The organism is Pirellulales bacterium, assembly GCA_035546535.1.
GTDB lineage: Bacteria > Planctomycetota > Planctomycetia > Pirellulales > JACPPG01 > JACPPG01.
Genome location: DASZWQ010000040.1, coordinates 17,811 through 43,367 on the forward strand (window position 1 = coordinate 17,811; position 25,557 = coordinate 43,367).

Genomic DNA, 25,557 nt, shown 5'->3' on the forward strand with positions numbered 1-25,557 from the left:
CTGATTTCGTCGGACGTGTCATTGGGGAGTGCGAAGAGGATCGGCTTAGGCTAATACTTGATATATCAACTATCGGCCGAATTCGACAGCTTGCCACGAGACCGTGCAAGGGCAGCGGGCAAAAAAGGAGGTCCATCCATCATGTTTCAGGTAAGACGAGCGAACGAGCGAGGGCATTTCGATCACGGCTGGCTGAATACGTTCCACACGTTTTCCTTCGGCGACTACTACGATCCTGCGCATACGCAGTTCCGTGCCTTGCGCGTGATGAACGAAGACACCGTGGCGCCGGGGCAGGGGTTCGGTATGCACGGTCATCGCGACATGGAAATCGTCACCTACGTGCTGTCGGGCGCGCTTGAGCATCGAGACAGCCTCGGGAACGGCGAAGTGTTGCGCCCCGGCGAATTGCAGCGCATGGCCGCCGGCACCGGCATCCGCCACAGCGAGTTCAACCCCTCGGCGACCGAGCTGGTACACCTGTATCAGATCTGGCTTTTGCCCGAGCGGACGGGCCTGACGCCGGGTTATGAGCAGAAGTCGTTCGCCGATGCGATGCGGCCGGGACAGTGGCTCCTGGTGGCGTCGCCCGACGCCGCGGACGGATCGTTGCACATCCGTCAGGACGCGCGGCTGTACCTCGCCCAGCTCGAAGCGGGGCAGCAACTGTCGCGCGAAATTCCAGCCGGAAGGCACGCCTGGCTGCAAGTGCTGCGCGGAGGCGTCAACGTCGGCGGCGCGTCCCTTGCGGCCGGTGACGGCGTGGCCGTGAGTAACGAACGACAAATCTCGCTGGCCAGCCAGGGGGCGAGCGAGGTGTTGCTGTTCGATCTGGCGTGACGTAACGACGCGGACCATCGCGACGGTTTTTCGGCTAACTACCTACAGCACCAGAAGCGAGATTCTCATGTCCAATCCTTTGCTACCCATCGTCAGCATCGCTGGTCGTGTCTTGTTGTGCACGATCTTCTTTATGAGCGCGGTCGGTAACAAGATTCCCAACTTCAACGCTGTCGCCGAGTTGATGGGAAAAGTCGGCGTGCCCTCGCCCCAACTATTACTGGTGGGCGCGATCGTGTTTCTGATCGTGGGCAGTGTCTCGGTGGCATCTGGGTATCAGGCGCGTTTCGGCGCGGCGCTGCTATTGGTCTTCTTGGGGTTGGCCACGTACTACTTTCACGCCTTTTGGAAAGCGCCCGAGGCCGAGCAACAGGACTACATGATTCACTTCATGAAGAACCTGTCGATGAGCGGCGCGATGCTGTTCATCATGGCCAACGGCTCGGGTGCGGGCAGCCTGGACGCGGTTTTGGCGCGACGCAAGGCTACGGGCACCCGCGCGGCGTAATTCCGACATACGCGCGCGGAAGCCGGCCTGGTTGGCCGGCTGCTGCTTCGAGCAATGCGCGCCGGCGCGGTTGACCGCGAAGCTTCAATACCGTCGCGGCGGTTTCACATGAACCGCCGCATGATGCGCCCTGAGATTCTCTTCCGCCGCTGCCGAGGCTGCCTCGGCAGCGGCGGCGATCAGAAGATCGGCATTGTGGCTACTGCACCCACCGCAAAACCAGCGTGCGCGAAATCCCGCCGAATGGGGCTTGATCGTGACCGTATAAGGGACCGAATCCAGCACGAGACGGCGCTGGATTCTTGGAGAACGGGTCTTATCGGGCATGAATGGTTTTGGCGGGGATAGAGGCGGCAAGAGAGCATCAGGCCTGGAACGGCGGAGAACGCGGCAGTCGATACACCACGCCCCCAAGCTTTCGAGTCTAGTCTCGATCAGCGCGACTGGCGAGCACGCAAAGATGTCGCGGTCGTTCGCGCAAATGATCCGGATGCTTGCGGGCCCTGCAAACGGAAGACGAAGTATACCCATTGGGCACGAAGGATGTACCGTGCCGTGTGGGCCTGCTCAGTCGCCACGTGCGTATTCGGGCGACAACGAGGAGAAATCATCGTTGATCGCATTGACGCCGATGCCCCCGTGGCTAGAATGTGGCTAGTTGAGACCCAGTATCAATAGCTGGTCTCGGCTCTCTAGAGGTAGCTCGCTCGCCCCTCGCCAGCTCGCCACTCTCGCGACCAGCCAATCGCTGGTGGGTGAACAGAATCGCTGGCGCCCGAAGTCTTGGGCATTCCAAGGTTTGATCGTTGTGCCGGCGCCACACGATTCCTGCACGCGTGCTTGCCGTAGCGCGCTGGTCCTCACCCCCTCGGCGAAATCGCCACCTGTACCCGCCGCCGACGAGCCGTCGGCTTGCCGCCGCCAGCCTGGCCTGGGCTGGATGATTGCGCCACGGCGCCAGCCCGCTTTTGCATCGTTGGACCTTTACTCTGGGGAGATGGATCTATGCATTGCCGTTCCAGAAAAAACCTGAAAAGAGCCGGTCGCAACCTGCTTGTCGCTCTCTGCGGACTGGCGAGCATCGTTGTGAGCAGCGACGCCCGGGCGGCAACGCTCGTAAATCCGTCGTTTTTTGGTCAGGCGAACACCACGTATCAGGAGTGGGATGGGTTTACCAGCCCGACCGGCCCCAATCCGGCCACGAGTGTCAACAACGCCTACGGCACGCCCAATTGGCTCGACACAACGGCCGCGACCGATGGCGCGTTCATCATCGGGCCACCGCCGGGTTCTCACGTCTACTCGTTCAGCGGCATACTGAACCTACAGGCCACGATCCCGAACCCGACGCTCTCGGCAGGCGCCACGACGACCATCGTGTTTCAGGCCGAAGTGCTTGGATCGCCGCTCGACCAGGCGCTCTTTGGCGTGAGCTTCGCGGGCCTGAGCGGCGATGCTCTGCTGCCGGCGCACATTACGGAAACCAATGAAGGGTCGGCCAGCAGCCCTTTCGGCACTGGCGGCGATTATTACTACCTCGTTGAATGGGATAACGTTCCCGCCGCGGCCAGCTATACGCTCGCCTACTCGGCGTCGGGCACTTCGTCGAGCCAGGTGTCGGCACGTATCGATACGCTGACAACGGCGCCGACAATTGTTCTGGCTGGCGACGTCAACAACGACGGAATCGTTAACAGCCAGGATATCGCCCTGGTCAGTTCCTCGTGGTTGCAGGCTGGGCCGAATGTCGCCGGCGACGCCAATCACGATGGCATCGTCAACAGTCAGGATATCGCGCTGATTAGCTCGAACTGGCTACAAAGCACGGGCGGCGCGGCACGGGCCGCTGCCGTGCCCGAACCGGCGACGCTGGTTTTGCTGGGTGTTGGCCTGTTGGCCGTGTTTGCTGTTGCAATGCCGCGCGAGGTAAGGATGTCTTGGACTGGCGGCTGAGCGGCGGAGCGCAGTCCGAATTGCAGGCAAACTGGTAGGCGCTGCAAACAAGAGGGAACGCCAAGAGTATCCCCGAGAGGGCTCGAACCGGCAACCGAGCACGGCAGACTTAATGTCTGCCGAGCGCAGGGCGGCAGTCCGGATCGCTGGGGCGAGTTGGGTACCGCACGCAAAGGGAACACCAAAAGTATCCCCGAGAGGGCTCGAACCTCTAACCTTCGGCTCCGGAGGCCGACGCTCTATCCAATTGAGCTACGGGGACGTGTGCTGCGATCGTGGCCGGGGACGTGCATGATGGCAGTCCCGGTGGCTGCCAGTCGCCGACCGGCGATCCGCCATTCTAGGATTCGCACTGCGAAGCTGCAATCAGACCCCGCATGCCGACGCGGGCACGTTTAAGTGGCACCTTATCGAACGTTCACGGCGCTTTTGGCGCCACCGCCGATTTTCCGCTCGCCGGCGATTGCAAGCGCGCACCCGCAGTGACCAGCTCATTGAAGCGGTCGACCGGTTCGTGCGCCGCCCAGGCGATGCCGCGCAGCAAGACCGTGCGAAACAGCGGATCGTCGAACGACCAGGCAAAATGTCCCGGTATCGACACGAACACGCGTCCTTTGCCTTGCTCCACGGTCCAGAATAGCGGCTGGGATTGCCCCTCTTCGACGCCGCTACCCAGTAGCCGCAAGCGCGCTTGCTCGCCCACCAGGTTCCAATAGCTCTCGTCGTGCAAGTTCAGATGGTGCAAGTTGCGCGCGATCGGGTGATCGGCGCCCGGCCTTAAATCGATCGATAATTCGCCGTGGCGAAAGCGCGACATGCCGCCGCGCCAGGCCAGCCCGATGCGCTCGGCAAACCCCGGCGCATCGTCGCCGCCGTCGACCGCGTAATGGATGTAGACCAGCCCACCACCGCGCGCCAGATACGCATCGAGGTCTTTGGCCCGTTCGGGAGTAAACCGTCCTTGTTGATAGAAGACCATGACGTCGGCCACGGCCAGTTGGTCGGGCGAGGGCCAATGGTCGGCCGTGGTCACGTGCGTTTGATCGGCCAGCGACAAAAGCTCGCGCCACACTTTCTGCCACGCAGGGTAGTCGTGCTCGCCGGGCCCGTGATCCTTGGGGCCGGATACCAGTACGATGTCAAGCGGTCGTGCGTTGGCAGCCTCGACGGGAGCATCCGCAAGTACCGCGCGGACTTCGGCCATCGTTCGCGCCGCCGGCGGCGTTCCCTTTCCATAGTCGGGCATGTGCGGACCGGGCACGAGCAAAAACGTCAGCAGGTCGCGCAGCTTCTCGGGCCCCAGCTTGCGCGGAATGTCCTGCGGCATGATCGAAGTTGGCGAAGGCTGTACGTCCTCGATCTCGGTCCGGGAAATCGTCGTCTCCTTGCCGTCCTGGCTGCCGACGATCACCGAATCGCCTTGCGAGCGAATCGTTCCGGTCAGCAGCCGCCCGTCGCCGAGCACAATCGCGTGCGCCACGAAGTCGGGGTTGATCGCAAAGCTGGGTTCGGTAATGTCGCGCAGTACGGACGCGTAATCTCGCGCGACGAGATTCGAAAGATCAGGTCCGATCGAGCCTCCTTCGCCGCGCACCTGGTGGCACTTGCTGCACGCCGCCTCATCGCTGAAGAAGATCTGCCGGCCGCGCAGCCAGTGACCGTCGCGCAGCTCGGGCAGGTCGCGATTGTCGACGAGCGCTGCCGGCTCGCGCTGGTGCCGTGCCCAGGGGAGAAGAATTCTCCTGAGTGGCAAGGCCCGCTCACGCGGATCCTCGTTCGTGGCCCAGCTCATCAGAAAATCCGGGGCCGTGTCGCTCGCGTCGACGTGCAAGCGAAGCTCGATCTTATGCGTGGCGCCCGGATGATCGGGCGGCACGGCAACGCGCGCCGTGAAGCGGCTATTCGCATCGCGCTTCGACGAGATGGAAAGACTGTCGAGCGTGCCGTCGAAGCGGGCCGAGGAAGAGCAAACGAGCATCACCATTTCCGCCGGCCACTCGTGATCGAGCTTGGCGCCAGGTTGCACGGCCGGACGGAGCATGTCGCGCAAATCAAGTTGTGCGCTTAGTAGCAAGGTTCCCGGCTGCCGGCAAAATCGCCACAGGTCATCATGGATCGCGCTCTTGCACGTCAAGGTGCGCGATACGGCGAGATCGCAATGCGGTAGCCATCCCCGCCAGGTGCGATTGGCGCTGGCGGATTCATAACGCGCGTCGACGCCTGAGAGATTATATGCCAAATCGACATCGTGGATTTGCGGAATGTCGCCGGGCTTCGCGGTTTCGTCGCGCGCGCCTCCAAGGCCGGGGAGCGTGACCGCGTAGCTACCGGACTCGGCGTGAGGCGCTGTGGAAAGCAGGATGTTCCGCCGGTCGGCCGTTAGCTGTAAGCCCAAGACCGGCAAATCGTGGCGTCCCGCGCGCCGCTGCATGGCCACCACCGCATAGCCGGGGCGCAGTGATTCGAATCGGTCGCCGGGCGTAACAAAGGGGCCGAAGTCGATGGACGTTTTTGAGGTCAGCTCCCGCGCCTGGGCGGGCGGGACCTCGCGATCGAAGGCGATCCACACTTCGCGCTCGGTTTGCGGCCAAATCTGCACGGGTTGTGGCATGTCGCGATCGACGTAGCGAATCTGAAACAGTTTGCCCTTGCCGCTCGGGCCGCTTCCCCAATCGGGTCCACCGCTGTGCGCCGCTACAACCAGCGCACCGGTCGGCGAGACGCAAGCGTCGGCCGGCAGCTTCTGCATGGCGCCGATTTGTTGGTTCTGCGCTACGTAGCCGGAGGCCGTCTTGATGAGCTTGGTGCGATAGAGCTTGCCGCGCGAATAGCCGGTCACCAGCGCGTCGGATTCCCACCAGGTGGGGCCGAAAGCGGGGCCGCCGCTCGTCGGTTCATTAAAGTTCAGCCCGCACGTCGATTGATGCTGCGGCGCGTAATCCATCACGCTCGGCTCGTCGATGACACTGGGCAAATGCCGTGGGTGCCGCGGCGGAAAACCGTAATGGCGGCCGCGCTCGACGTGCAACAGCTCGTCGAAGGGATTGCCGTTGGCCAGCCAGGTAGCGCCTTCTTGATCAGTGCAAAACAAGTCGTTCAGGCGATTCAGGCGGATGGCCACGGGAAAGCGAATCCCCGTGGCGAAGACGTCGCGCTTCTGAAAATCGGGCGACACGTGCAGGATCGCGCCACGTTCCGAGAGAACGTCGTAGGCGGCCTTGCCGTCGGCGGCGACGACATAGGCGTTCGTGAAATCCTGGCAGCCGAGTCCCATCCACAGGCTGCCATCGCGACGGTCGAATGCCATGCCCAAGGCGTCGACTCCGTGTGCCGTTTCGGTCCAGCCGTCGGCAACCGTGATCTCGCGATCGGCTCGATCGTCGGCATCGGTGTCGACGACAAGCAGGCACCTGGCTTTCGATGCGAGAAATACGCCGCGTCCCGCTGGGTATTTCGCGGGCGTCAGATCCATGCCGACCGGCGCGCGAATGCGGCCGCGGTTTTCCCAGAACAGCTTTGTATGATCTTCCAACCCATCGCCATCGGTGTCGGTGAGCAAATGGATATTGCCGTCATAACCCAAGGTGACCAGCGCGCCATCACCGCGGTAGAGCACATTGTTGACGTTGGGCAGGTCGACCGGCAGCTCGCGCACCGCGAAGCCTGGCACGAGCATCTGCACCGCCGGTGGATTCGCGACTTGCGCGAGCGGTTTGAAGCCGGCCTGCGCGGGCGGTGCATCGACGGCGCGGCCAACCCCATATTTGGCCGTCAGGTACTTGCCGACTTCTGCTCGTTCCTGATCGGCGAGAACGCGGTCGTAGACCAGCACCTCGGCGATCTCGCCCGTGAAGAAACCTTGCGTGTGCGGCGCCTCGCCGTTGCCATAATAGCGCGCGCCGAGCGTGAGCTGGTCCATCGCAATACGGCCGGCCGTGCGATCGCGCTGACCGGCTGGCTGACCATCGACGTACAGCTTCGTGCCAGCGGTGCCGACGGCCGACGTGACGCACAGGTGGGTGATCTGCAAGAGCGGCGTGCGCGCGGCTTTCAAGTCCCGCGCGCCGCCGAAGCCGGCGCCTTCGACGTTGACGGCGTCGAATCCGTCGGTTGCCACGGGTCCTAGGTCGATTGTGATGCCCGAGACGTAATCGTTGACGCCTGCGCCGTTGGTGGCCAACAGGCCGGGAAAGCCACCGTCGCTCGAATACGGCGCCGCCACGAGGAATACGGTGAGCCCATCGAAAAAGCTCCCGAGGCGATCGTGGGCAAGATATGTCGTCACGCCGTCGAACGACGCGGTGGCGAGTTTGTCGATAGCCCGATATTTCGGTCGCGCGGCAGGTTGATCCTGGATCAAATGATTCGCGCGCCCCGAGCCATCGCGGAGAACGTCGATACCGTCGCCGTCGGCGACTGGTTTCACGCCGGCTTGCTCTCGGGCACGGTTTTGCGCGGAGAGGTCCAACCACACGACCAGGCCATCCTGCACTTTCAACGTGGGATCGACCCACGGCTCGACGGCGCCTGACGTGGCGGACCAAACACCTGTGAACATCAGCGCCATCACGGGCGCCAAGAGTCGCGGTCGCAAAGTGACGAAAAAGTCAGCAAGTTTCTCCATGAGGAATATTCTAACTGATCCCGTGCGAGGCAGTTGTTCATGTCGCCCCCATCACGCCCGCGCCGCCGCTGGCCCAATTCGGGTCGCGAAAAGATGTTCGACGAAAAAAAAGGCATGCCAAGCGGCCAGAATCGCGATTTTTGCCGACGCGGTTTCTCGACTTAGGGCCAACGGCCCGCGCCGGAAGTCATGATTATTTCTTGAACTAAAAAGAATCGCGACAAAATCCGCTGGGGGGTCGAAAAACTTTCGCTTGTGGCGACATTGGGTGGTTGGCGCCGCGGATTGGTTTAGTAATCTCGACCAACGACATGAGAAAGCAGGAGTCCGTTCCGGTGAATACCCCATAGGGTGAATGATGGGGCACCGGAAAGCGGACCGTGAACGGAATCGATTAGGAACAGAAATAGCCAGGAATAAGGACCGCTTCTGTCGTGACGGTTGCGCTTGTGCGCAACGGTTTGCGCGCGGTCTTGGATGGGCGTGCTTGTACATCGGCCAAAGTGGGCCGGTGGCGCGGCTGTCCTCATAGTGGTGTGCTTCGCCGTCGTTGCTTAGCCCGGGAGGGAATCCCTCCTGCTGAGGAACTTCGGGAGCGGCGAAGTTTCCCGCATTTTCGACAGGGAGGACCCTAGATGTACAACGAGATGTTGTTGTTGGCACTGATGTGGAACATGGCGCCGACCGACAAGCTACTGACCACGCCAGGCGTGGTGCTGATGCACCCGGTAGAGGAGCGGATCGTCGCCAAGACGAATGCCGAGCGCAAGCGTCACGGCCTGCCTCCTTTGCAGGTTGACGGCAAGCTCGTTCGCTCAGCCCGCAAGCACACGGCCTGGATGAGTCGCTCGCACACTTTGCAGCATACGAGCGCCGCGGTGGGGGAGAATATCGCGATGGGGCAGCAGTCGAGCACCGAAGCCGTGCGGTCGTGGATGAATTCCTCGGGACATCGGGCAAATATTCTCAATTCGTCGTATCGGAAGATCGGCGTCGCGGCCTATACGGCTAGCGATGGCACCGTGTTCTGGTGCCAGCAATTCTTGCGCTGATCATCGGCGTCTCACCCAGATATTTGGGAGCGCAAAGAAAAGAGCCGCGTAAGCGCGGCTCGACCAATCACGCGCGGCCGGAGCGAGCGGGCCCACGACAGGCTCGCTCCGGCCGACCTGTGCTCGCCCGAGCGCGCGAAGCGCGGGCGATGCCGGCGACACCGCACGCAGGGTGCGCCGGCTCGGGTGAATCGACTACTGCACGATCTTCAACGGGCGATTGTCGGCCACTTGCTTCCACACGGCGTTGAGCTGCGTGGAGTATTGCGCGGCCGTCTGACCGCCGGGAATGTCGAAGTACACACCATTGGTGATCGAGGCCACCTGACTCATCAGCGCCGTATCGGCCAAGGCGCCCATGCTGATCGTGACGACAGGAATATTGGCCTGAGCGGCGGCGTAGGCTTCCTGCACGACCAGGTTCTTGGCATTCGTGGTTGAGCCGGGCAGGTTTGCCACGCCGTCGGTCATCAGCACCATCATCTTGAAGGCGTTGGTGCGTGAGTTGTTCTGCAGTTGCAAACGCGCGGTCTGCATGCCGTTGTAGATGTTGGTGCCGCCGATGTAGTGGCCTGCCTGGCGTGCCGCCACGATGGTCGACAGCGAACTGTACTGAGCCGTGAGCGGACTTTCCAGCACGGCCGTGTTATCCGAATAGGTATAGATCGACAGGCCGATGCGGTCGTCTTCGTTAGCGGCCGCGATGTAGGCCATGAAGTTGGCCACCGAATCCTTCAGGGCGCTAACCGGCTGCTCATGCACGTTGCAGAGGTTCGGCGTTTGCTGATGGGTATACCGGCTGGCTTGCAAGTAGTTTAGCCACGTCATGTAGCCGTACATGTTCGCGTAGCCGGCGTTTTTTACGTAACTGTCCGACTGAACATAGCTGAAGTAATTAGCCCAACTGTCACCCGAGTAGGGGTACGAAACGTTCGTCAGGCCGAAAACTTTTTGCAATGTCGTGGCGTCCCCCTGGAATCGTTCGCCCGCGCCCGACGGGTTGCCGCTATCGTTGGTTCCTGATTTGACCCAGGCGATGCTGACCGTCTTGTTGGCGTTCGAACCGGTGCCCTTGAAGGTGCCGCTGGTGCCGCTGGACGAGAACGTCTGCGTGCTGCCGTCGGTGAATTGCAACTTGACTTGCGTAATGGACTTTGTCGAAGTGACCTGCACGCCATTGCTCTGAATCGTGGTGTTGATCTGGGCCATGTTGCCGTTGGTCGGCGTCATGCCCTGGATCGTGGCGTACTGCGGCGTGAATTGCAGGGTGCCGTAGACGGGGCTGCCGAGATCGGTATAAATCTGCTGCAAGCAGCTTTGTATATACGGCAAGCCCAACAGGTTCATGTTGTAGAACTGGCTGTCGTAGCACATCGATGCTGAGAAATCGAGCACCAACATGATGTCGCGCGGCTGGTGCATGGCCACGGCCTGCGCGCTGAGATTGACCGAGTTCTTGTTGAGCACGCGGCCGAAGAACAACGGCTCGTTGTTATCGAGTAGCGTGACACGAATGGCCGACGGCGTATTGCTGGAAACCGTGAAGGAATTGCTCGATGCGTTCCAACTGCCGTATTCGACAGTCATGTTGCCGGAATCGACCGTCCGGTTCGCCACGGTGTTCAGTGCGAGATAGTCTTGGGCGGCCGAGAGGGCAGCGTCGTTGCCGTTGACCAAGGCCTTGGCGGCGGCCAAGGCCGAAGCGTCGCACGCCCGCTGCAGTTCGGCCTGGGTCTTTGCGATGTAGCCGACATCGACGCTGAAGGCCACCATGCCCAACATGGCCACCATGAAAATGGCGGCAAGAATCGTGATCGTCCCGGGGCGTCGCATCCGAAATTTCTGAGTCCAGCGCACCGCGGCCCGCTGCAAGCTGCGCATGATCCACCTGCCTTCTCTTGAGTCGAATCTAGATGTGTTTAGGCGTCGGTGATCGACGTCGATTGGTTCTAGCTTTGGCAACTAAAACATATGTCAACTTTGTCAGGGATGGCGGCCAAATTGGCCATTTGCCGACCCGTCTGCGCGATCCGCGCGCTCACTTGTCGCTCAGGCGCCGATCGAGGATGATTTTTCGCATCATGATGTCGTCCTCACTCCTCATCTTGGGAGCCAGCAGCCGTGCCGCGGCCTTTTCAGCCCTCGCCGGCGGCTTGTCGCCTGTGTCGATCGATCTTTTCGCCGATGCCGATCTAGCGGCCCGCTGCCCCGTGAGCGTTGCGCGCGATTACCCGGCGGGCCTGGTTGCCGCGGCCCGAAACGCGACCGATGGGCCCTGGATGTATACCGGCGGCCTGGAGAATCGCCCCGATCTGGTCGAGCAGATATCGGCCCACCGCGCGTTGTATGGCAATCCAGGAGACGTGCTACGGCGGGTACGCGATCCTTGGAGCGTCCGGCACGCTTTGGTCGCGGCCGGACTCATGGTGCCTGACTTGCAACGCGCGCCACACCGACTGGAGTTCCATGGTCGATGGTTGCGAAAACCTCTGCGATCGAGCGGCGGGGGAGGCATTGGTTTCTGGACGAGCGCGGCGATCGAGCCACGCCCGCAGGACGACGGCCATTATTTCCAGCAGTACATCGAGGGGCGGGCCTGCGCGGCAATCTATTTGGCCGCCGCGCGGCACGCGCGGCTGGTAGGAACGACCGAACAGATCCTGCTGGCTAATGATGACGGTTCGCCGGGCTTTCGCTACGCCGGCTCCATTGGTCCGCTGCCGGCCGATGCCCGGCGCGATCAGGCGCTTGCGCATTTGGGGCAGGTACTGGCCGAAGAGTTTCGGCTTCGCGGGCTATTCGGCGTGGATTTCATCGACGACGGCCACGATGTCTGGCCCGTCGAGGTGAATCCTCGCTACACGGCGTCGGTGGAAGTCCTGGAACGAAGCCTTGGATTTTCAGCCGTCGGGGAGCACGTCGTGGCGTGCCGAGACGGCCAACTCCCTGGTGCAGAGGCCCTCCATCGCGGCACCACGAGATGGCAGGCAAAGCAAATCCTGTATGCCGATGGTGATGCGATGATCAGCGACGCATTCACGGCCGATGCCCTTGCTGCCAACCGAGGCGCCACGTTGCCGGCCGTGGCCGATATTCCGCGCCCTGGCACGACCGTCAAAACCGGCCAACCGGTAATGACCATCTTTGCGGGGGCCGAAACGCGCGAGGTCGCCATGGACCATCTCGCCGAGCGAGCGCTCTTCTGGCGGGAGCGGCTCGCGCTCTGTCACACGGCGCCGGCAGTACTGTCGTAAGACAGAATTGCGCGATCCGATGACGATGCTGCGGCACCCTTACGGCAGCTCGCGGACTTCAATGTCCTTGAACCACACGCGCATTTTCGGGCCGACGTGTAGTTGCAGGGCGATGATTCCGTCGGTGGCCCCTTCTTCACTCTTTTCGGTGTAATCGACTGTGGTGAAGCCGTTGAGGACCTGCGTGATGTGCGGGCCATCGGCGGTGATGACGTACTCGTTCCAATCGTCTTTCTTCACGTGCTTGGAGACTTCGTCCGCCTCGACGTTGGCCAGGATGCCGCGCCCTCCCTCCTCATAGAGGATGCCCATGAACATTTTTTCCGCGATGTCGGCCTGGTATCCCTTCACGACGTGATCGGGAAACGACTTGCTGCGGTATTGAATGCCGGAGTTGCCGTTGCGGAGCTTGAATTTGACCTTGAGGACGAAATTCTTATAGGTCTTCTCGGTGGCGAGAAAGGAGTTGTGCTGTAAGGTTGCATCGTCGGTGGTGCCGACGATGGCGCCGTCGGCAACGCTCCACAGTTTTTCGTCGCCTTTCCAGCCGCGGAGCGTGCGGCCGTCGAACAGGGGCTTGAAACCTTCTTCGGCCAGGGCCGGCGCTGCGGCGGCAAACAAAACGACGATCGCAATGAGGATAAACTGGCGGCGGGCAAACATGGTGTCACTCCGGGCGCTTTTGGCGAAATTCTGGATAATCGACGGATTGGCCCACAATCGTAACCCAAAGACTTGCGCTGGGCCACTTACACGCTTTCCAACTCGGCGGCCGTACGCCAGCGGCGGCCGGCCAACTCGGGCTGGTAATTCTCGACTCCGGCCAGCCGCGCCATCTCGATGAGGAAGCGTCGCGTCAATTCGGCGAGCACCTCTTTGTCGTTTTCGCGGCCGTAGAATTCCGAAATATCGATTGGCTTTCCGATCCGCAGTCGGGCCTTCGCGGGCAAGAAAAATGCTCCCATCGAGGTGCCGTCGTTCGGCGCACCCGTGAGGTAGCAGGGCACGACCGGCACGCGGGCCCGCAGCGCAATCAGCGCCGCCCCGGGACGGCCGGGCAAAAGCAGACGGTCCGTATCGTTGATGCGCCCTTCGGGAAACAGGCCCACCAGGTCGCCTTGCGAGGCGTAGCGAATCGCCAGTTTCGTGGCCGCGGTATCAACGCCGCGGCGATTCACGGGAATTGCCTGCATGGTTTTGAAGAACCACGACATCGCCGGGTGACTGGTATACTCCTTGGCCACCATCCAATGCACGATGCGGTTGGTGGCCAACGCGACGAACGAGGGATCGATCGGACCGAGGTGATTGCAGACGATCACCGCCCCCTGGCCCGCAGGAATGTCGAGCGTGCCCGTGACTCTGGCCCGCCAGAGAACGCGCGCCATGACATAATTGAACGGGTAAAACCAGGGGAATTGCGCGAGCGTATAGCGCGTGCGCTTGTAGACGGTGATGCACCAGGCCACGAGCGCAATCGCCACTGCGGCGATCACGAAAATGGCCAGCCAGTTTGTCGCCGTTGCTGACATCATCGATTATGGCGATGCGCGACCTGATTGCGGGCGCACCTTGACCTTCTATGAAATTCGTTGATCGACTCGCGGTCACAGGGAAGCCCTGTTCCCGCGGCGCGAGAGCCGAAGAGCGGGCGGCCGGCCTCGCGAATGTTCCCCCGCCGGTCCGCGACCGTCTCACAAACTATAACTTGCCGAGGGCAGCGGCGCAAGAACCATCGAATTCGGCGGGATCGGCCACGCCCGGCTGCCGGGAATCTTGAGGAAAACGCTCGGAAAACGCGAAAGGAGGGATGTCCATGCTGTTGGGAGTTGTGAGCGACACGCACGGACATGTCGATTACACGCGAGAAGCGGTGCGGATGCTCGAGGGTTTCGCGCCCGCCGCCGTCATCCATTGCGGAGATATCGGTTCGCCGGAGATCGTGCCCTTGTTTGCCGCCTGGCCCACGCATTTCGTGCTGGGCAACGTGGACGAAGGGGCCGACGAAATCGAGGAGGCGATCGCCGCAGCCGGCCAGACCAATCATGGAATGTTCGGCCAATTGTCACTCAGTGGCTGCCGGATCGCCTTTCTGCACGGTCATGACACCCAGCGGCTACGCGAAACGATCCGTAGTGGCGCGTGGGACCTGGTCTGCTCGGGCCATACTCACAAGCGCGATCTGCGGCGGGAAAAAAAGACCGTCGTTCTCAATCCAGGCGCACTTTATCGCGCAACGCCACACTCCTTGGCCATCGTCGATCTGGCGACGCTCGACGTGACCAGTGTGACCTTGTGAGCCGCGCGAGTCTCGTTTACCCGGCGCGGCGAGTGATCTGGCTGAACGGGACTACGTCCGGTACTTCGGCCATGCGGTAGCGGTACTGCATGACATAGGCATCCTCGGGCGTGTCCTCGTAGAAGCCACGCAAGACGGAGACGGCTCGGAAGTTTAAGGCGCGGAAGAACAGCTGTGCGTCGAGATTCGTCTCGCGAACTTCGAGCAACAGCCGGCTGCGCCGCTGCTGCGACAATTTGCCGGTCAGCTTCGCGACCATTTGCCGGCCCACGCCCTGGCGGCGATACTGCTCGGCCACGGCGAAATTCAGCACGTGCAGGCGCGTTTTGTGCAGTTCGTAGATCATGAAGCCTACGACCTGATCATCGCAATCGGCCACCATGCCGATGCAATTGCGCTGCCGCAACTGGCGCAGAAAATCGTCCTCCGACCAGGGAAACTCGAAGCTCTGTCTCTCGATCGCGAGCACTTCCGGCATATCGCGGCGAATCATCCACCGGATGTGAGCGCGGAGCTCTTGCCGTTGATCCGAACTCATTCTCGACGGCCTCCTTCCTTGTCGGCCCGATGCCGCGCGATGAAGCTTTCAAGCAGCTCGCACCCGCGGCTCAATTCCAATGAGGGGCGTAAACTAACAAATGGTCATCCGTGTGCCTAGACGAGTGATGCGCCGAGAGGAGGCGCGCGATGGGCGAGTCGGCCCCCATGCGGAAAAGACGCGTCCCCCGCGGAACACCTGTTCAGTATGCCGATGCCACTGTTTGGCTGTCGAACGTGGCTTACGCCGATGGCTCGCCGGCCGACAACTCCGGACGCTGCGGCAAACTTTTCGCAAGCATCGGCCAATAGCCGGCGCTCACGCTCGTGAGGGCTATCAGGGCTCCGATCCAGGCGGGAGTTAGCCAGATGCTGGCCGCCAGCCCCGCCGCGATCCCCGCGATGACAAATCCCGGCGCCGTTGGCGCGGCAAGCCGCGAATAAGGCGCGCGAGCCGCGACGATCGCAGCGAGGACTAGAATTAGCGCGGCCAACCAGCGCCCTAGAATTGCCGACTTTCCAGCGGACGGGAATTGGACGGTGATCTGCGGTGCGTTGCCGGCGAAGGCAAAACGCGTTGCCATGCTATCAGCGGCCGCGGTGGGTGCCTCGAATCCAGGGGCGAACTCGCGCTCGACTGTGGTCAGAGGGGGCAAGTCTGAGCTTTCCTCGATCGTCGCCGAGCCCTGGGCCCCGGTGTCGTAAATGTGCCAAGTCGTTTCCGCGAAGTCGATCCCGTCCAAAAAGGGCGCCGTCAATACGACGCTGCCGCCACCTGTCGTGGCAGGCAATTCGCTCGCGAAGATAACCTCGACCGTGTGCCGCTGGTCGCTGGCGGGAAGCTTGATGGTGCAGGTGCGGTTCGAAGTGGCAGGAGTCCGCAGACGGCCAGCGACGCGCAGTTCGAGAATGTGCATTGCGTCGGGCCAGCGGAGATGACAAATCCGCTCGCCTGGGTCATCGAGGGTGAATCTTGCTACGCCGTGATTATTGCTCCCCGCGTTGTAGAACCACTGGATTTCGGCCATCGACTGTGCCGTTCCTGAGACCGGGTCTCCGACCGCTGGCCAGGCCGCGGCATCCGCCTCGACCACGCGAAACACCTGCGCTCCACCGGGCGGAGCGCTTCTTGCCAGATCCTCGGGCAGCCGATCTGCTTGCATTGCGCGAGTTTTCCAATGCAATCGCTCGGTTCCCCACTTCGTCGGCAGCATCACGAAGACTTGATCATCCGCATCACCGGACAGCGTCGGGATAGCGAGCGGTCGATCTTTTTCCAACTCGAGCCGGCAGCGCAGCGTAAACTGGAGATCACCCGTCGCCGGCGTCTTTGGTCGAATCACGAGGCGACGAATGCTGTCGGCGCCGTTGACCACTTCGAGGGCGGCAGGAGGTGCAATTTCGAAGGGACCGGCCCAAGCCGCCGGCAAATCGATCGCGATGGAATCGACAATACCATCTTCGACGACCGCATGATAATCGAGCGCTCCGCGCGCGCCGGCGCTATCGCGGTCAAGCGTTGTCAACAACGTGGCCCGCGCGCGTGGGGTATTCGGCGAAATGCGAATCGTGGCGCTGTAATCATTCTGGCTGGCGCGCAGTACTGCGAACGTCGGCCCCGGCAATGGCGATTCGTCAGGTCGCAGGTGATTTGCTGCGAATAGCCCCTGCTGATCTGCCAGCGCGATTTGCACCGTTGGCTGGCGCTGGAGGGTGATCATGGTTTCCCACTGCGTTGCGGATTCGAGCTTGATCCGCGGCAGCGGCCACGACCCGTCGAGCGGCGCTGGCAGCCAGCCCTCGATCGAGAGTAGCTGGCGACCCGTCACCGGCCCCGAGAGAAAGACCGAGATCATACCCAATTCGTCACGTGTCCAGCGGCTGACGCGATCGATACCCTCCTGCACGAGCGAAACCCTCTCCACTTCCAGGTCGGCAGGGGCGCGGACAAGGTGTTGCAGGGTATAGCCGGAAACGTTTGGCGGAACGTCGCCGCCGGATATCTCGGCGACGAAGCGCACAAGCGCCCGGCCCTGACCGACGCTCAGCGAGAGCCGCTGTTGGGCCAAGACCGAGGAGTTACGCGGCCGTGTGGAGAGCGTCCATGGTTCGTCGGGATCGAGTTGAATCACCGATTGCGGCGGTGTGGGAGCTCCGCCCCAATGCGCCAGGAATTCGCCGACATTCATGACGGACTTGGCTTCCGGCGGCGGTACGCTGAATTCCAGGGCAGGCTCGACCGAGATGGCCAGCACCCGTTTGCCAACGTGCAACCCCTGCGGCTCGATGCGCGGTAGAGACAACTGACCGATGCCTGAACTGCCAACCAGCAGGAACGAAACGGGCACCGTCGCGTGATCCGTGACGGGGCGCGCTAACTCGACGCGCACGGTTTGCGGGTCGCCGGCGACTGGCTGCACACTGGCGACGGTCCCGGAGCGGTCGACAACCGGTAGGGCCCGCAGTCGCGGATCTACCGAAAGCCATAGTTCGGACAGAGGGGCCTTCAACCCTTTGAGATCGAGCCGCGCGTGCATGATGACCGAGGCCGGCTGCACTTGCAGCCATAGCCAGGTTTCGGCATCACCGGCGACGTTCGTGGTGCGCGGCTGGCGCGTGCGTGCCCAACGCACGGTCAAGCGGTCGGTCGCGCCGAGCTCCGCGACGAAGGTTCGGCCATCCTCCGAGAGTGCGGAGACTCCCAGGGCCGACGGAACGTCGACCGAGGAAAGATTTGCGGGAAGTTGAACAATCACGGTCGCATGCGGCACAGGCGGTATTGCCATATCGAGCGCGCCGGCGGTCGCGTCGCCGCGCTGCATGCGCAGGGAAAGGTTCAGCTGGTACATGCCCGGCTCATCGAAACGGCAATAGAATCCGTCCTCATCGATGTCCCACTCCAATTCGATTTCGCGCCCCTCGCGCGAAGCCACTGGGCCAGGCCGTACGCCCAGCAGCGGCAGTCGAAATACAACGTCGCTGCCTAACGCAAGTACGTCGTACTGTACGCGAACGTCGGTGGCTATGTAGCCCTCATTGAGGCCGTCACGGGCGAGCGATAATTGGTATCTGGCCGCGCGAATCAGCCACCCCCCGCTCTTACCCGTCGCGCGGGCGACGAGGCGTTGCAATTCGTCGTAAAGGTGCTCCGGCACCTGGTACTTGCCGTCTGTTGGCTGCTCCTGATCATCGACCGGAATAAAGACACGATAAACATCGTCGGTACTATCCTCACGAGGCGCCGTCTTGGATTCCTGTTGCCCTGCGGCGCGAGATGGCAGCAGGCCAAGTCCGGCGAGAGTCACGATCGCCAGCAGCAGGGGCAGGGCGGTCGCCAACGGTCGGGTGCTGGCTTTACTCGGGCTCGAGCTGACCTCGCGCCGTGGTGGCGGCGCTAGCCATCGCCAGGCGATCGCCGCGGCAATCCCCCACAAGCTGCCTGTGGCCAACGGTGCCCAACCTTCGGGAAAAAGCAGCGCGGCAGCCGCCGCGATGCTCAGCCAGGCCGCGAGAACGTTCCAGCGTCGCACGAAATGAAGGCAAATCGCCAGCGCCAAGACGCACGCCACGGCGCGGCCCGCGCTGCGGCTTGCTGGATAAATGATCTGCGCCACGGGCGGTGAACTTCCCTCGGCGTGAATGATGTATGGAATTGCCGCGCCCAGATCACCGGCGAGTGGTTGGGTATCCTCGATAGCCCGAGTAGGTTCTTGTCCCTGTTGTGCCCAGATCGTGGCGCTCGGGTACTCTTCGTCCTCAATCGTTCGGGTGACGATTGTTGAAAGCAGCGGCCCGCTGTCGAGCATCCCTAGCTGATCAGGCTCGATCCAGCGCAGCTCGTCGCGATGGAGCGATGCGGCTTCGCGGCTGGTCAGTAAGACGGCGTCGGGCGAAAACAATAGGGCGACGTCGTTTTGCGCCAGCAGACTGCTGGCTGGCCTGCCGGCGAGATCCGCGGCCGATGGCACGAGTTGCGATCGCGGACCAATACCCTTTGCTGCCAGTGCTGCGGCATCGATCCGCAGTACAGCGCCCGATTGCTGCGACGATTCCGCCGCAGCGGCGAGCAAGCTCGCCCAAGTCGGGGCGACGAGCGCTTGTGCTTGCGATCTTGCCAACTCTTCGAAGCGCATGGCATAGGAAGCGGCCGCGTCATCGCCCGCGAGACGCGATCCGAGAGCGCTCCAGTTCTTGGAGGAAAAGGGCGCAAAACGCAGGGTCGTTTTGCTTCGGCCCAGCGGACCGAATAGTCGCTCACTCCAGGAGAGGCCGGTGACCGCCGGTTTGGCGCTCCCCGCGGCGACTTCTCCCAAGGCGAATCCCGTCGGAAGCCAGAGGACCCAATCACTGGAGACGACAGGCATATCGATCGTCGCCACGGGTGCCGTTAACGGCATGTTTTTCAGACCCGCCATTGCCGGTCCACGATATTCGACGCTGAGCGTGACGTGGTTGGCGTCGGAGGGTAAGTCGACGCGGACCTGCGCTCCACTGGCCGATTCCGACCGACCGTCCCGCCAGAATAGCGTGATCTCGCAGCGCTCGGGAACGGTGACTGTGACGGAGCTCTGACCCGAGTTCTGCAAACGGAAGGTGCTCGTGTGCCAGGAATTGCCCGCCACGTCGTAGTGCGACTCGGTGCGTCGATGCCAAACGATGCCTGCGGTCTTGAGGCCGAGAGAGCCGTGCTGGCGGGTGACGACGATCTTGTCCGCAGGTTCCGCGCGGTTGTACTGAAACACGCCTCTCGTGCCGGGCATGCCGGGATCATCCGACACGGCCAGTGGCGTCAGGCCCGATGCTTCGACGGAAATGCTGACGTCGGCCGCGGCATCCACGGTGACTTGCGCCTGCTGCGTGACTGCATCTGGCAGATTGACGAGCCCCACCGCAATTTGATCGGCGAAGGGAGTCACACGTTCGCAATGGATTTCGAACCCGGCCGATTGCGGTCGCGCGAGAAGAATCTCCCAGGTTTCGCCCTCGTCAGACACCTCTGGGACGGCGCTTACCACCCGACGGGCCACGAGCGCCGCTTGACCCTCACCCGCGAGTTCGAATCGCGGCGGCTCCGGACGAGACGCGCTGAATCGCACCAGTACGCGCGACACGGGATCATCGTCGGGCTGGCAACGGAGCGAGCACGATTCGCTGACACCCGCCTCGTTCACTTGCGCGGTTATCGCGATCTTAGCGGCGAAGGCTGGACGCTCGTCGACGATCTTCGCGCTGAAGCGACTCGCCAGCGGATCGAAGCGGTACACGGGGTGCTTCGGAGCTTCCTGGAAGATGTTTTGCAGCGCTGTCAGGGGGACATCACCAGTGATACGAACCAGATTTTCGACCTCCGCCAGTGCGATAGCCCTTCCCGGAGCGGGCTGCAGCGATAACCACTGCTCGTCGATGTCGACATTGCGAAATCGCACGACCTCCAACTCGCCGGCCGGCCACGTTTCCCGGTTCGATGCGGCGCGATGTGCGCGGATCATGAGCTTGACGGGAGAGTCGGTCGGCAGCGGACGCGAAAAGCGAATCGTAAGCTCTGGCACCTCCTCTTCCGTATTGACGTGCCAACCATCGAGAGCGTCGCGGGGCTCGGCGTCCACCGCGTCGATCAGCCATGCGGAGCCAACGTCGGCCACGAGCGACAAACATCGCCCGCGCACGCCTTGGGCCATGGCCACGAGCTGCGCTTTGGCCAGATCATCATCAAGTTCCAGGAGCAGTCCTGTCGAAAGCCGCGTCCGAGGCTTCTCGCGCGCCAGGTCGAGTTCTACCGTGCTCGTTGCTGAGAACCACTGGATCTCGAACGACTCGCCGCGATTAGGCTCAGGCAGCGACGAGTATTTCGTCTGCCGGCAGTCGCGCGTGGCAAGACGTTGCGCCACCAGCGGCTCATGCACCAGCACCGTGCAGGTCCCTTCCTGCCAGGTGCAGTCGGCGGCGCGTATCCGTGGCAGCGGCGCCGATTTCCCCGCCGGCAAAGGCCCGATCGCTGACAGTCGCAGTGGACGATCCGAACCAGACAGGGCGTCGGGCAGGTTCAATAAGATGCGCGACGATTCTTGACCATTGGCGGCCAGCGTCGTGAAGGGGACCTCGCTTTCTCCCAGTCGAGCCAAAACCAGTTGCAAGCCAGGATCGAGAACCACTTCCAGCTGATGGACCGGTGTGGAGTGAACGTCTAGCTTCCAAACGGCCGCCAGATCCACTCCACGCGGCGACAGGTTGTAGACCGCCGACTCGCGCATCAGGACCTTGGGTTGGCCGGGAACCGCGGCCGCCTGGAGCGGAAGCCGTAGCGATAGTTCACTCGCGCCGCCGAGCAGGAGCCGATAGACATGCCGGTCGGCTTGTTCTTCGACGAGCGATGCGACGCCCGAGCCCGCCGTCGGAACGACGCCGGGAGGCACGGTCAACAGGAGCGTGGAGAGTGCCGCACGCGGCAACTCGAAACGAAAGGCAAGTTGCCCATCATTGTCATGACGACCTCGCAGCGACCACGTTCCCGTCACGGTGCCGGCGCGGTCGGCGATGAGCGTCGCCTCACCGTCTTCATCCAAGCCGAGTTCGACAGGTTGCGGCGAGTCGCTCCAGCGGGTCTTGCCCAGCGCGAGGTTCAACGGCGAAAGATTCACGGGCGCCGCGGACGAAACCGTCCGTTCAACTTCCCACGCGAACGTCCCTTGCAGGCGGTCGATGCCATCGAATTGTGCCGTGTAATCGGCCTGCTCCAGGCAGGCGGGGGCCGGACGGTCGCCGCTTTCCTCCTGTGCGGCTTTGACCAGGCGCTCGAATTCCGGACCGTCGACAGGCACGTAGCGCGCGGTACCACGCGGCCAGTCTTGCACGCGCTCGGCCGGTGCATAAACCCGGCGAAACCGTAGCGTCCCCGCCGCCGCAGCGGGCGGCTGTTCCCGCGGTGAAGATTCGCCGGGCTGCGCGCCAATGGCGCTAGCAGCCGATAGCGACACCACGGCCCAGAGAATTGACGCTGGTCCGTGACGCATCACGATTCCCCTGACGGAGCGGTCGTTTGAGGAACGCGCGGAATGGGCTCGCCGCTGCTCGACGATGCCTGCACGCGAAGATGCGTCCTCGTCGAGCCAGGCTCGTGTATGGAACTGGGGCTGGTACGAATGACCAGGGGAGCCCGTCGCCGGGCGTGCAGATATCGCTCGAGGGCGGCCGCCAAAAGGACCAGACAGGCTCCGACCGCGGCAAACTGCGCCAGCACCAGTGCCAGATCGGGGTAGAGCATGGCCACGCCCATCAGCAGTACTCCGCCGACGAACAACAGGACAGGCTTTCGGAGGATCGAGAAATTCAAAAGCAACAGACCGATCAGGAGCACGCCTCCGGCGCCGCAGGCGATGAGGGCCGTCCGGCTCGCCACGCGAATGTCGAGGCTCGTAACGGGCCCAACCGCGGCAAGCACGTAGCGGTTCGTTTGCTCGGGAAGAGGGGGACCGGCGGTCGTATGGGTCCAGCTTTCCAGATCCTCTTGTTCCACGAGCGGGCGACGCGTCCACAGTCCTCTGTCAAACTGCCACTGGAACGCGCCGCTCAAATCCGCGGGCCAGGCGATCAAATGCTCGTCGCGCGGCAGGACGATCTGCCAGTAGCTCTGTCGTACCCAGGGGCCTCCCTGCAGGCTCGGCGGCTGGAGCTGAAGCCTGCCCGTCTCAACGGAACGCGTGCCAAAGCGATAACTGACATCCAGCACGTGGTCGCCGTCCGTCGTGCCAAGGTCAATGTTCAACGAATCGCGCGTCGCAAGCTGCGGCCGGACTACGCTGCCGTCCAGGACCAATTGGGCCTCGGAGGCGATGGCGCCTGCGGGCAATTGCATCGTTACCTGAGGTCCGCCCCCGGCGAGTTCGAATACGGCGCGGTCCCAGCGCTCTCCTTCAGCCAGACGCGTCTGGATCCAAGCACGCTTCACGATGAGGGGCGCGACGGCAGGTGTCGTTTCAAGGGATACGACAAGATGTACTTCGGTATTCGGCAGAGGGCTTGTCAGCCGCAAGGCAACGGGCTGCTGCTTGTCGCGTGTCTGCGGCTCGACATTCCACCCATTCTCGCGTTGTTCGACCCTCATGTGTGCGGGCGCTATCACTGACAATTCGTTCGCGCGAAGCTCCGTCACGGCCGGCATGACCAGCGGCACGTCGATGGGCAATTCCCGGCCGGCGGCGACAGGTTCGACGTGCAGCGGATAGCGCACGGCGACGTGACAATCGCCTTGTCGCTTCTCGGGCAGCAACAGTCGAAACCGAACTGTACGTTCGACGCTTGCTTCGCGATCGTCGCGCGTCGGAGTCACCGGCTGTCCGTCCAATTCCCACGCGATGCGATCCACCGTGGCTAGCCAGCTGGGCACGTCGAACAGCAGCTCTTCAAGCGGATCGTTGGTGATCGCGTAGTTGATCACTTCTTCGACCGCGAATTCCTTTTCGTCAATCGTGAGACGGCTGGTGACATCAGCTACCACCGATCGAGATTCGACTTGCAGATCGGCGGCGAAGCGCAGCTCGTCCGTTTGTCCACGAAAGGTCAACGTGGCATTTTCGCTATCCGGCGCCGCGGGCGGGATTTGGCCGCGCACCCGCGTCAGGCCGACAAGGTCGCCTTCGCGAACCGTGAGCGAGACGTCCGCCGACGGAGTGACGCTGATCTGAGCCGGCGCGATCGCGTCGGCGCTTGCACGCGGCAATTCGAAGGCAACCCGGGTCGCGTCGGCAGAAAGGTCACGATGGCAGCGCAGGATGAGCTCGATTTCGCCAGTCGTCGGCTGTAGCAAGGGAATCCGCAGCGGCTTATCGGCCTCGACCGCGACACGATCGACGTCGAATGAGCTGCGTGGCGTGATGTCGTCAAGATCCCAGCCCGACAACGCGACTTCCATAGCAAAAGCCTTGGCGCCGCGCACCTGGTAAAGCAAACGCGCTTCGAGCCGCACCTGGCGACTATCCACATCCACGTTGTACCGTGGTTCGACCGACAGATGAGTCTTCAGCGGTGTCAGTTGGCCGGTCATCGAGAAGGGGACGCCAAAGTATTCGAACGACGCCAGGACGCCGTCACGGTCGAGTTCCGTGGGCACTTCGTCGACCTGTCGGGCGTGGCGAAGCTCCTTCCAATTCGTTTGCCAACCGTCGGCAACCCGCACCACGACGAAGCCCGACTGCCGTGCGGCCCCCACTAATTCGACGCCCGTTAATTGGAAATCTCGCTCGCCGGATTTCTCATCGAGCGGCTGATCGAGAGAAAAGCGTAGGACGGCGGGAGTCGACGCCTTGTCTCGCAGGCGGACCTCGAACAACTGCGTGCCATCCTCGCCGGCAGGAACCGCTTCGATTTGATAACTATTTTGACCGGCTCCGGTCAGTTGGACGCCGGTAGGAATCCGCAGGCGGAACGTGTCGAGCTTGCTGCCAAAGGTGCGCACCGTTAACTGAACGTCCGTGTGAATTCCTGCCGGATCTATGCGCGTGGTCAGGATGCCGGACGCGTCAAGCGGAGTAACGGCCTCGGCGGCCGCGTTCTCCTTGTGCCATGCGATGGCGAAATCGCGCTCCATGCCCAGCACTTTGAACTCGGTGCCGTTCTTCGTCGCCGTAGTCCTGTCGAGGATCCCGCCGCCGTCGCGCACCGTGGCAGCCGCATTGGCCTCAGGCACGATAAGAGTCAACTCGGATACGGCCGCTCGCGGTAATCCCAGCTTCAATTCCGTCCGTTCGGCCAATTTCATCAGCGGTACGGCTATTTCGAGCGTCAGGCGATGCGGTTCGTCTCCATCGCCACGCAGCCAAAGAACGTGCTCCTTGGCGGCCTGATCGAATTCGACGCGCGACTCGCCGGGGCCCTGGTAGCGCGGCTTGGCACGCAGGACCGCTTCGCCCAGACGCAGGGGAATACGTGCCCAGCCGGGTTGGTTGACGCCGAGAGTCAGCTCGATCGACAGATCGGCGTGCCGGTCACCGGCCTGGCCGCGTGCGACAAGCCGGTCGAGCTGATAGCGGGGCGGTTGCTGGCCGAGCCCTAACTGGGCCCGCTGGTTCATGAAGCGTTCGAAGTCCTCCAGGGTGAAGCCGAGGACCGCTTGGAGAAGCCCACCATCTTTATTTCGCAGAAAGAGGACGGGGGGCTGAGCTTCCTTGACGCCCCCTTCGGCCGCTTGGGGGGCAGTTTCGCTGGCGGCCGCCCGGCGCGGCGTATCCTGCGGTTGCGCGGCCGAGGATTGCTGAGCAAGCCCCGCGGCCAGCAAGCAGCCCCCGAGCGCAATGGTTCGGATCCAAGGGATTAGCAAGACGAAGCTTTCCTACAGCAGCGCAGCCGACTGAAGTCAGTAACTGCCCGTTACCGCCGGCCACGACCAGAAGGGATTATGTCGAAGACTGCTGTTCGTATCTGGTTTAGTGTACCTAGCCGCGGGAGCAGCTTGAAGCAAAGAATCGCTAGGCGTAACTCCTTTTGGGGTAAAGACC

13 protein-coding genes and 1 tRNA gene are annotated in these 25,557 nt (G+C 62.5%); 6 read left to right on the forward strand and 8 right to left on the reverse strand.

What is annotated here, in order from left to right; all coding sequences use genetic code 11:
• The first annotated feature begins 141 nt into the window (after positions 1 to 141).
• The 3 genes from VHD36_05035 (at position 142) to VHD36_05045 (ending at position 3,301) form a co-directional block, all read left to right on the forward strand.
• Positions 142 to 840, forward strand: a complete 699-nt coding sequence (locus tag VHD36_05035; GenBank protein HVU86661.1) for a pirin family protein — start codon at positions 142 to 144, stop codon at positions 838 to 840.
• Between the two features lie 67 nt (positions 841 to 907).
• Positions 908 to 1,348 carry a DoxX family protein gene (locus tag VHD36_05040; GenBank protein ID HVU86662.1) on the forward strand — a complete coding sequence of 147 codons (441 nt, stop codon included), beginning with the start codon at positions 908 to 910 and terminating at the stop codon, positions 1,346 to 1,348.
• Positions 1,349 to 2,434: 1,086 nt separating this feature from the next.
• Positions 2,435 to 3,301, forward strand: a complete 867-nt coding sequence (locus tag VHD36_05045; protein ID HVU86663.1) for a dockerin type I domain-containing protein — start codon at positions 2,435 to 2,437, stop codon at positions 3,299 to 3,301.
• A gap of 188 nt (positions 3,302 to 3,489) precedes the next feature.
• Here the strand turns inward: VHD36_05045 and VHD36_05050 are convergent.
• Positions 3,490 to 3,563, reverse strand: a tRNA-Arg gene (locus tag VHD36_05050).
• Positions 3,564 to 3,719: 156 nt separating this feature from the next.
• Entirely contained in the window at positions 3,720 to 7,925 is a 4,206-nt protein-coding gene (locus tag VHD36_05055) for a ThuA domain-containing protein (GenBank protein ID HVU86664.1), read from the reverse strand.
• A gap of 635 nt (positions 7,926 to 8,560) precedes the next feature.
• Here VHD36_05055 and VHD36_05060 point away from each other — a divergent pair.
• Positions 8,561 to 8,977, forward strand: a complete 417-nt coding sequence (locus VHD36_05060) for a CAP domain-containing protein (protein ID HVU86665.1) — start codon at positions 8,561 to 8,563, stop codon at positions 8,975 to 8,977.
• Between the two features lie 195 nt (positions 8,978 to 9,172).
• Here the strand turns inward: VHD36_05060 and VHD36_05065 are convergent, their stop codons facing one another.
• Positions 9,173 to 10,858, reverse strand: a complete 1,686-nt coding sequence (locus VHD36_05065) for a TadG family pilus assembly protein (GenBank protein HVU86666.1) — start codon at positions 10,856 to 10,858, stop codon at positions 9,173 to 9,175.
• A 185-nt stretch (positions 10,859 to 11,043) separates the two neighbouring features.
• Between VHD36_05065 and VHD36_05070 the strand changes: the two genes are divergently transcribed.
• Positions 11,044 to 12,231 carry an ATP-grasp domain-containing protein gene (locus tag VHD36_05070; GenBank protein ID HVU86667.1) on the forward strand — a complete coding sequence of 396 codons (1,188 nt, stop codon included), beginning with the start codon at positions 11,044 to 11,046 and terminating at the stop codon, positions 12,229 to 12,231.
• A 39-nt stretch (positions 12,232 to 12,270) separates the two neighbouring features.
• Here VHD36_05070 and VHD36_05075 read toward each other — a convergent pair whose 3' ends face one another.
• The gene (locus tag VHD36_05075) at positions 12,271 to 12,894 is read right to left on the reverse strand and encodes a DUF1080 domain-containing protein (protein HVU86668.1); all 624 of its coding nucleotides are present in this window, start codon (positions 12,892 to 12,894) and stop codon (positions 12,271 to 12,273) included.
• An 86-nt stretch (positions 12,895 to 12,980) separates the two neighbouring features.
• Complete coding sequence (locus tag VHD36_05080) at positions 12,981 to 13,766, reverse strand: lysophospholipid acyltransferase family protein (GenBank protein ID HVU86669.1); 786 nt, start codon at positions 13,764 to 13,766, stop codon at positions 12,981 to 12,983.
• Between the two features lie 281 nt (positions 13,767 to 14,047).
• On the opposite strand from VHD36_05080, the gene VHD36_05085 reads away from it, so the two are divergent.
• On the forward strand, positions 14,048 to 14,530 hold the full coding sequence (locus VHD36_05085; protein ID HVU86670.1) for a YfcE family phosphodiesterase: 483 nt from the start codon (positions 14,048 to 14,050) through the stop codon (positions 14,528 to 14,530).
• A gap of 16 nt (positions 14,531 to 14,546) precedes the next feature.
• On the opposite strand, the gene rimI is transcribed toward VHD36_05085, so the two are convergent.
• From rimI to VHD36_05100, 3 genes are all read right to left on the reverse strand, one after another.
• A complete protein-coding gene (gene rimI / locus VHD36_05090) occupies positions 14,547 to 15,068 on the reverse strand; it encodes a ribosomal protein S18-alanine N-acetyltransferase (GenBank protein ID HVU86671.1) in 522 nt (173 codons plus the stop codon).
• Between the two features lie 241 nt (positions 15,069 to 15,309).
• The gene (locus VHD36_05095) at positions 15,310 to 22,077 is read right to left on the reverse strand and encodes a hypothetical protein (protein ID HVU86672.1); all 6,768 of its coding nucleotides are present in this window, start codon (positions 22,075 to 22,077) and stop codon (positions 15,310 to 15,312) included.
• Positions 22,077 to 25,379: a hypothetical protein gene (locus VHD36_05100; GenBank protein ID HVU86673.1), complete on the reverse strand. Its 3,303-nt coding sequence runs from the start codon at positions 25,377 to 25,379 to the stop codon at positions 22,077 to 22,079. Before VHD36_05100 ends, VHD36_05095 begins: the two co-directional genes overlap by 1 nt.
• Positions 25,380 to 25,557: the final 178 nt, after the last annotated feature.

Excerpts from the sequence above, each read along its gene's own strand:
- VHD36_05035 (HVU86661.1), top strand. The coding sequence starts at position 142 with ATGTTTCAGGTAAGACGAGCGAACGAGCGAGGGCATTTCGATCACGGC.
- VHD36_05040 (HVU86662.1), top strand. The coding sequence starts at position 908 with ATGTCCAATCCTTTGCTACCCATCGTCAGCATCGCTGGTCGTGTCTTG.
- VHD36_05055 (HVU86664.1), bottom strand. The coding sequence starts at position 7,925 with ATGGAGAAACTTGCTGACTTTTTCGTCACTTTGCGACCGCGACTCTTG.
- VHD36_05060 (HVU86665.1), top strand. The coding sequence starts at position 8,561 with ATGTACAACGAGATGTTGTTGTTGGCACTGATGTGGAACATGGCGCCG.
- VHD36_05065 (HVU86666.1), bottom strand. The coding sequence starts at position 10,858 with ATGCGCAGCTTGCAGCGGGCCGCGGTGCGCTGGACTCAGAAATTTCGG.
- VHD36_05070 (HVU86667.1), top strand. The coding sequence starts at position 11,044 with ATGATTTTTCGCATCATGATGTCGTCCTCACTCCTCATCTTGGGAGCC.
- VHD36_05075 (HVU86668.1), bottom strand. The coding sequence starts at position 12,894 with ATGTTTGCCCGCCGCCAGTTTATCCTCATTGCGATCGTCGTTTTGTTT.
- VHD36_05080 (HVU86669.1), bottom strand. The coding sequence starts at position 13,766 with ATGATGTCAGCAACGGCGACAAACTGGCTGGCCATTTTCGTGATCGCC.
- VHD36_05085 (HVU86670.1), top strand. The coding sequence starts at position 14,048 with ATGCTGTTGGGAGTTGTGAGCGACACGCACGGACATGTCGATTACACG.
- rimI (HVU86671.1), bottom strand. The coding sequence starts at position 15,068 with ATGAGTTCGGATCAACGGCAAGAGCTCCGCGCTCACATCCGGTGGATG.
- VHD36_05095 (HVU86672.1), bottom strand. The coding sequence starts at position 22,077 with ATGCGTCACGGACCAGCGTCAATTCTCTGGGCCGTGGTGTCGCTATCG.